Origin of the sequence: Aestuariivirga sp., from assembly GCF_044238155.1 — a bacterium.
Taxonomy (GTDB): Bacteria; Pseudomonadota; Alphaproteobacteria; order Rhizobiales; family Aestuariivirgaceae; genus Aestuariivirga.
The window spans coordinates 1-5,301 of the sequence record NZ_JBIIDX010000193.1 but is presented as its reverse complement, the minus strand read 5'-3'; the positions used below and the strand labels follow the sequence as shown (position 1 = coordinate 5,301).

General features: G+C 62.7%; 6 protein-coding genes. 1 reads left to right on the top strand and 5 read right to left on the bottom strand.

From position 1 onward, the window contains the following. From ACILRN_RS15570 to ACILRN_RS15560, 3 genes are all read right to left on the bottom strand, one after another. The coding region (locus tag ACILRN_RS15570) for an ATP-binding cassette domain-containing protein (protein WP_395689834.1) at positions 1–338 on the bottom strand (338 nt) is incomplete at its 3' end. Continuing rightward, positions 338–1,318, bottom strand: a complete 981-nt coding sequence (locus ACILRN_RS15565) for an ABC transporter substrate-binding protein (RefSeq protein WP_395689832.1) — start codon at positions 1,316–1,318, stop codon at positions 338–340. The genes ACILRN_RS15570 and ACILRN_RS15565, both read right to left, overlap by 1 nt. A 36-nt stretch (positions 1,319–1,354) precedes the next feature. After that, positions 1,355–2,092: a 5-formyltetrahydrofolate cyclo-ligase gene (locus ACILRN_RS15560; RefSeq protein ID WP_395689830.1), complete on the bottom strand. Its 738-nt coding sequence runs from the start codon at positions 2,090–2,092 to the stop codon at positions 1,355–1,357. A 247-nt stretch (positions 2,093–2,339) separates the two neighbouring features. On the opposite strand from ACILRN_RS15560, the gene ACILRN_RS15555 reads away from it, so the two are divergent. Further along, positions 2,340–2,843, top strand: a complete 504-nt coding sequence (locus ACILRN_RS15555; RefSeq protein WP_395689827.1) for a LuxR C-terminal-related transcriptional regulator — start codon at positions 2,340–2,342, stop codon at positions 2,841–2,843. Here the strand turns inward: ACILRN_RS15555 and ACILRN_RS15550 are convergent. Together ACILRN_RS15550 and ACILRN_RS15545 are read right to left on the bottom strand one after the other, a co-directional pair. Further along, positions 2,819–4,315, bottom strand: a complete 1,497-nt coding sequence (locus tag ACILRN_RS15550; RefSeq protein ID WP_395689825.1) for an AMP-binding protein — start codon at positions 4,313–4,315, stop codon at positions 2,819–2,821. The two genes, ACILRN_RS15555 and ACILRN_RS15550, sit on opposite strands and share 25 nt — an antisense overlap. Then, the coding region (locus ACILRN_RS15545) for a pyridoxal phosphate-dependent aminotransferase (RefSeq protein WP_395689823.1) at positions 4,312–5,301 on the bottom strand (990 nt) is incomplete at its 5' end. The genes ACILRN_RS15545 and ACILRN_RS15550, both read right to left, overlap by 4 nt.

The window sequence follows — 5,301 nt, the reverse complement described above, 5'->3', positions numbered from 1 at the left end:
CGCGGTTTGCGCAACACGTCGAGCGGCAGCGCGATATTGGCCTCGACGCTGCGCCACGGCAGCAGAGCCGAATCCTGGAACGCCACGCCGGTAGTGCCCGTGGAGGCTGCGGCGCCGGGCGCGAGGCCGCCGATCTCGACCGTGCCTGAGTCTGGCGTTTCAAGGCCCAGCGCCAGCCGCAGCAGGGTGGACTTGCCGCAGCCCGATGGCCCGATCAGCGCCGTGAACGAGCCCGGCTTGCAATCAAGCGAAACAGAATCGAGCGCGGTGAGAGTCTCACCGCGCGCGTTGAATGTCTTGGAGATGTTCCGGAGACGTATGCTCCGGTCGCCCGCCATCAGATCTCCGCCAGCAAGGAGGTGTCGAACATGTCCTTGGTGGCCTTGATGCCAACCTGCGAGAGCGCATCGATGTTCTTCTGGATTGCCTCATCGCTCATCGAGAAGATGCCGGCGGGTGTTTCCATCAGCGGCTTCTGCGCATTGTTGAAGTAGATCTCGTTGTCGACGGTGCGGCCTGTGCCCTTGAACCAGGTGTCGGCGAATTTCGGGGGATAGACGTTCGGGTCCTTGAGGTTCTCCTCCCAGCCCTTGCGGCTGGCGCGCAGCCAGGCGACGAGTTCCTTGCGCTTGTTCTTGAGCGTCTCCTCGGTCACCACCACGGTGTCGTTGAAGATGGTGAAACCGAAATCATAAAGCAGGAAGGACACGGCGTCGGGCCCGGCCTGCTTGATGGTGAACGGCACGTTGGTGGTGAAGTCGAGCGAGGCATCGATCTCGCCCTTGATGAGCGGTGTCGGGTCGTAGGCATAAGGCACGATATTGACCTGGGCCTTGTCGATGTTGTTGAGCTTCAGCATCGCCTCGACCGAGATCACGTTGACGGGCGGCACGGCCAGCGTCTTGCCGACAAGGTCCTGCGGCGTCTTGATCGGCTTCGAGGCGAGCGACACGATGCCGATGGGGTTCTTCTGGTATTGCGCGCCGATGATCTTGAACTTGGCGCCCTGGTCGACGATTGCCTTCACCGTCGTGTCCGGCGTGGTGAGCGCCAGATCCGCCTTGCCGGCGACGATGGTGCTCTCCGGGATCACGTCCGGACCGCCGGGCAAATAGGTGAGGTCTAGGCCTTCAGCGGTGTAGAGGCCGTTGTCGATGCCCACGAAATAGCCGGCAAATTCGGCGTCGTTGATCCAGGCAGCCTGCATGGTCAGCGGCGTGCCGGCGGCGTGGGCGGCGCGCGGGCCGAGCACGGCGGCGGCGGAGGCCGCGGCGGCGCCGAGCTTCAGGAATTTTCTGCGGTCAATGGCGATTCTCATGTCTTCCTCCTGGGGATTGCTTGAAAGAGTTGGGACTCAACCGATGCCTTGCATGCGCCGAAGCTCCTGCAGGGGCGGCGTCGCGGCGATCTGTTCCGGCTCCAGTAATTCCCATTTCACGCCCCTGGGCCGTTTGGCGCGCCGCCCGACCGTTATCATACGGCTTGGAGTGGCAATATAGTCCACCAGAATGTCGGTGGCACTCGGATGGAGCTTGTCCTCCACAACTTGCACATCATGCACGATGGCCACCACCGGGGTTGCCTCGTCGACGATGCCGAGCTCTGTGAACATGCCCCATTCAAGATCGAAAAATCCGTGGCCCTTGCCGAAGCGCACCCCGTCCATGGACACGGCGGAGGCGCCGGTCACCATCAGGTCGAAGCGGCCGCGCTGGGCAATCTCGGCGAGCGAGATGGGCCTGGCGAAATGCTCCATGCCGTCAAGCCAGGCGGCGTAGAGTTCAGCGCCCTTCGGCACCATGCCGGGCTCGATGTAGAGAAATCCGCGGTAGATGCCGTAGGTCGACATGACGAAGGGAATGCCCTCCGCGATCATCCGGCGGCGCAAGTCCACCAGGCAGTTGTCAGGCGTGATGAAGGCGTATTTGCAGGTCTTGTAGGCGGGGAGGGCGACGATCGAGTCGGTGGCTTTCTCCGAACCCTCGAAATCCGGGATCACCTCGTTGAAATTGAGGTGGAAGCGGGTATCGGGCTTGGCCACCTCATGCAGCTTGTTCCAGATGCGCTGCCGGATGATCTTGGAATTGGACACGCCCCGCCTCTGCTATTTTGATTTTGCAGCGGCAAGCTTTCACATGGCAGCGCACTTGTCATCCGGAAAATCGTCCTTTCCAACTGCAATTCCCGAAGTTTTGCCCCGAGCCGGGCAAGGTAACGAAAAACTGCCGCCAACAGCCGGTCGAAGTGTTGACGCCGCGAGGTTGCGGGGGCTAGGACGACTTCTCTCCATCTCTCTGGCGCATGCCGCAAACTGATCTCAGCAAGGCCTTGGACGATTGATGAAAACCGGTTTGCCCGCCCTTGTCGTGGGACTGATCGCGGCGCAACTCGTTTGTGCTGCCGTATTTCTGGCCGATGTGCTGGATGACGCGTCCACCCTGTTGGCCATTGACTGGACCTTCCTTCCCGAGGCGCTGGCGAGCATAGCGATGTTTGCAGGCATTGCCGTCCAGGCCGTCTATCTCGTGCAGCTGCTCCGGCGGAAGGCGAGCCTTGAACGAAGCGTGGCGATGGCCTCGAGTGCCCTCCAGGATGTGATCGAGAGCCACTTCGAGGAGTGGAAGCTCACTGCCAGCGAGCGTGACGTTGCAGCACTCATGATCAAGGGGCTCAGCATCGCCGAGATCGCCAGTGTGCGGGGTTCAGCCGAGGGTACGGTCAAGGCCCACCTCAACGCCATTTATCGCAAGGCAGGGGCCCGCAACCGTGCCGAGGTGTTGAGCAACATCATGGATGCGCTTATCGGCAAGCCGCTGCTTCAGGCGCCAAAGCACTCCGCATAACGCTTGCGCAGCTCCGCCTTCTGCACCTTGCCCATGGCGTTGCGCGGCAACTCCTGCACCTCGAAGATGCGTTTCGGCACCTTGAAGCGCGCCAGTTTCTCCGACAGTGCCGCGATCATATCGGCCTCCGGGACAAGCGGCCCTCTTGCCGTCACCACTGCTACCACGCCTTCACCGAAATCCGGGTGTGGCACGCCGATCACTGCGCTCTCACCGACGCCAGGCAGGGCATCGAGAACATCCTCGACCTCCTTGGGATAGACGTTGAAGCCGCCGCTGATGATCAGATCCTTGGCGCGGCCGACGATGCTCGCGCGGCCGGTCTCGTCGATCACGCCGACGTCGCCCGTGATGAAATAGCCGTCTTCGGTGAAGTCCTCGCGGGTCTTCTCGGGCATGCGCCAATAGCCCTTGAACACATTGGGGCCCTTGACCTCAATCACGCCGGGCTGGCTGCCGCGGATCCGTACCGACACGTCAGGCAGGGCGAAACCGACGCTTCCCGGCACCCGCGCGCCGTCATAGGGGTTGGAGGTGATCATGCCGGTCTCGGTCATGCCGTAGCGTTCGAGAATGGCGTGGCCGGTGCGCGCGGCAAATGCGGCGAAGGTCTCGGCCAGCAGCGGCGCTGAGCCGGAAATGAACAGTCGCATGTTGCGGCAGGTATCCTGCGTAAGGCCTGGCTCGCCCAGCAGCCTGGTGTAGAAGGTCGGAACACCCATCATCAGCGTGGCGCGGGGCATGGCGGCAATCATCGCCGCGGCATCGAACTTCGCGAACCAGACAATTTCGCTGGCCGCCAGAAAGGCAGTGTTCAGAGCAACGTAGAGCCCATGCACATGGAATATGGGGAGCGCATGCAGAAGCCGGTCCTTCGGGGTGATGCGCCACAGTGAAATGAGGGCCTCGGCATTGGCGGCAAGATTGTTGTGGGTAATCATCGCCCCCTTCGACCGGCCGGTCGTGCCCGAGGTGTAGAGGAGGCCTGCGAGATCGTCGCCGGCGCGGTCAGCAGTGTCGTGGCGGTTATCCATGCTGGCGGCCATGGCGGCCAGCGTTCCTTCTCCCGTGCTGTCGAGGTTGACGACGGCAAACACCTTGTGGCGGTCGGCAAGTGCCCGCATCTCTGTCTGACGTGCAGGGTCGCAGATGATCACCTTGGGCTGGGCGTCGGATACGAAGTAGTCCACCTCTGCAGTGGTGTAGGCCGTGTTCAGCGGCTGATAGACTGCGCCAAGCTTGAGCGCCGCGAGGTAGACCAGCACGCCGGAAATCGACTTCTCGATCTGGACCGTTACCCGGTCGCCGGGCTCCACGCCAAGCGCAGCCAGCGCATTCGCATAGCGGGCCGCACCATCGGCGAGCGCTCCAAAGCTCAGGGATGCCGCGCCATCTGCCGAAACAATTGCGGTGCGGTTTGCATTGGCGGTGAAAGCCCGCTCGAAGGCAAGGTAGAGATTCCTTCCGCTCATGCCTCGAGGAAAGCCTTCATGCGCCTGAGCGCTTCGGCAAGGTCAGCCTCGCTCGCGGCGTAGGAGAGCCGCATGAAACCCTTGCCGTTCTCACCGAAGCTGTCGCCGAAGATCAGCGCCACATGGGCTTTCTCGAGCAGCTCCCGGGCCAACTCGCGTGAGGACCAGCCGGTGCCGGTGATGTTGGGGAAGGCATAGAAGGCGCCGCCGGGCAGGCGGCAACGCACGCCGCGGATGTCATTGAGCCCGGCCACCACCATGTCGCGGCGGCGCTGGAAGCTCTTCCGGAAACCCTCGATCTCGTCCATCGGCCCTGTGATTGCGGCCAGCCCCGCCATCTGGGTGGCCACACTCGTGCAGGAATGATCGACGGTGATCAGTTTCTTCACATAGTCGATCAGATGCCTGGGCCAGATGCCGAAGCCCAGCCGCCAGCCGGTCATCGCGAAGGTCTTGGACCAGCCATCGAGAATGATGGTCCGGTCACGCAGTTCGGGGAAGTTCAGGAAACTCACGAAGTCAACGCCATCATAGACCTGGTGGCTGTAGATCTCGTCGGAGAGCACCGCCACATGCGGATGGCGCGCCAGGCCCTCGGCGAGCCTGGTGATCTCGGCGCGTGAGACAACCCCGCCCGTCGGATTGGCGGGAGAATTGATGATGATGAGACGGGTGCGCGGTGTGATGAGGGAGAGCACTTCCTCGGCATCGAAGCCGAAGTCCCTGTCTTCGCGGATCGGATAGGCAACGGGTGTGGCGCCACTGGAGCGCACGGCATCGCGGTAGGGTGGGAAGCCCGGGTCCGGGTAGAGGATTTCCGCGCCGGGCCCGCCGAACATCTGGCAGGCGAAATAGAAGGTCACCTTGCCGCCCGGCACGATCACCACCTCATCGCCCGAGATCCTGGTGTTGAAGCGCCCGCCCACATATTGCGCCACCGCATCACGCAGGACCGGCAGGCCTTGCGGGCTCGTGTAGCCATGCGG

Bases quoted from the DNA above. Each gene is read 5' to 3' on its own strand.
- ACILRN_RS15565 (WP_395689832.1), bottom strand. From the start codon at position 1,318: ATGAGAATCGCCATTGACCGCAGAAAATTCCTGAAGCTCGGCGCCGCC.
- ACILRN_RS15555 (WP_395689827.1), top strand. From the start codon at position 2,340: ATGAAAACCGGTTTGCCCGCCCTTGTCGTGGGACTGATCGCGGCGCAA.
- ACILRN_RS15550 (WP_395689825.1), bottom strand. From the start codon at position 4,315: ATGAGCGGAAGGAATCTCTACCTTGCCTTCGAGCGGGCTTTCACCGCC.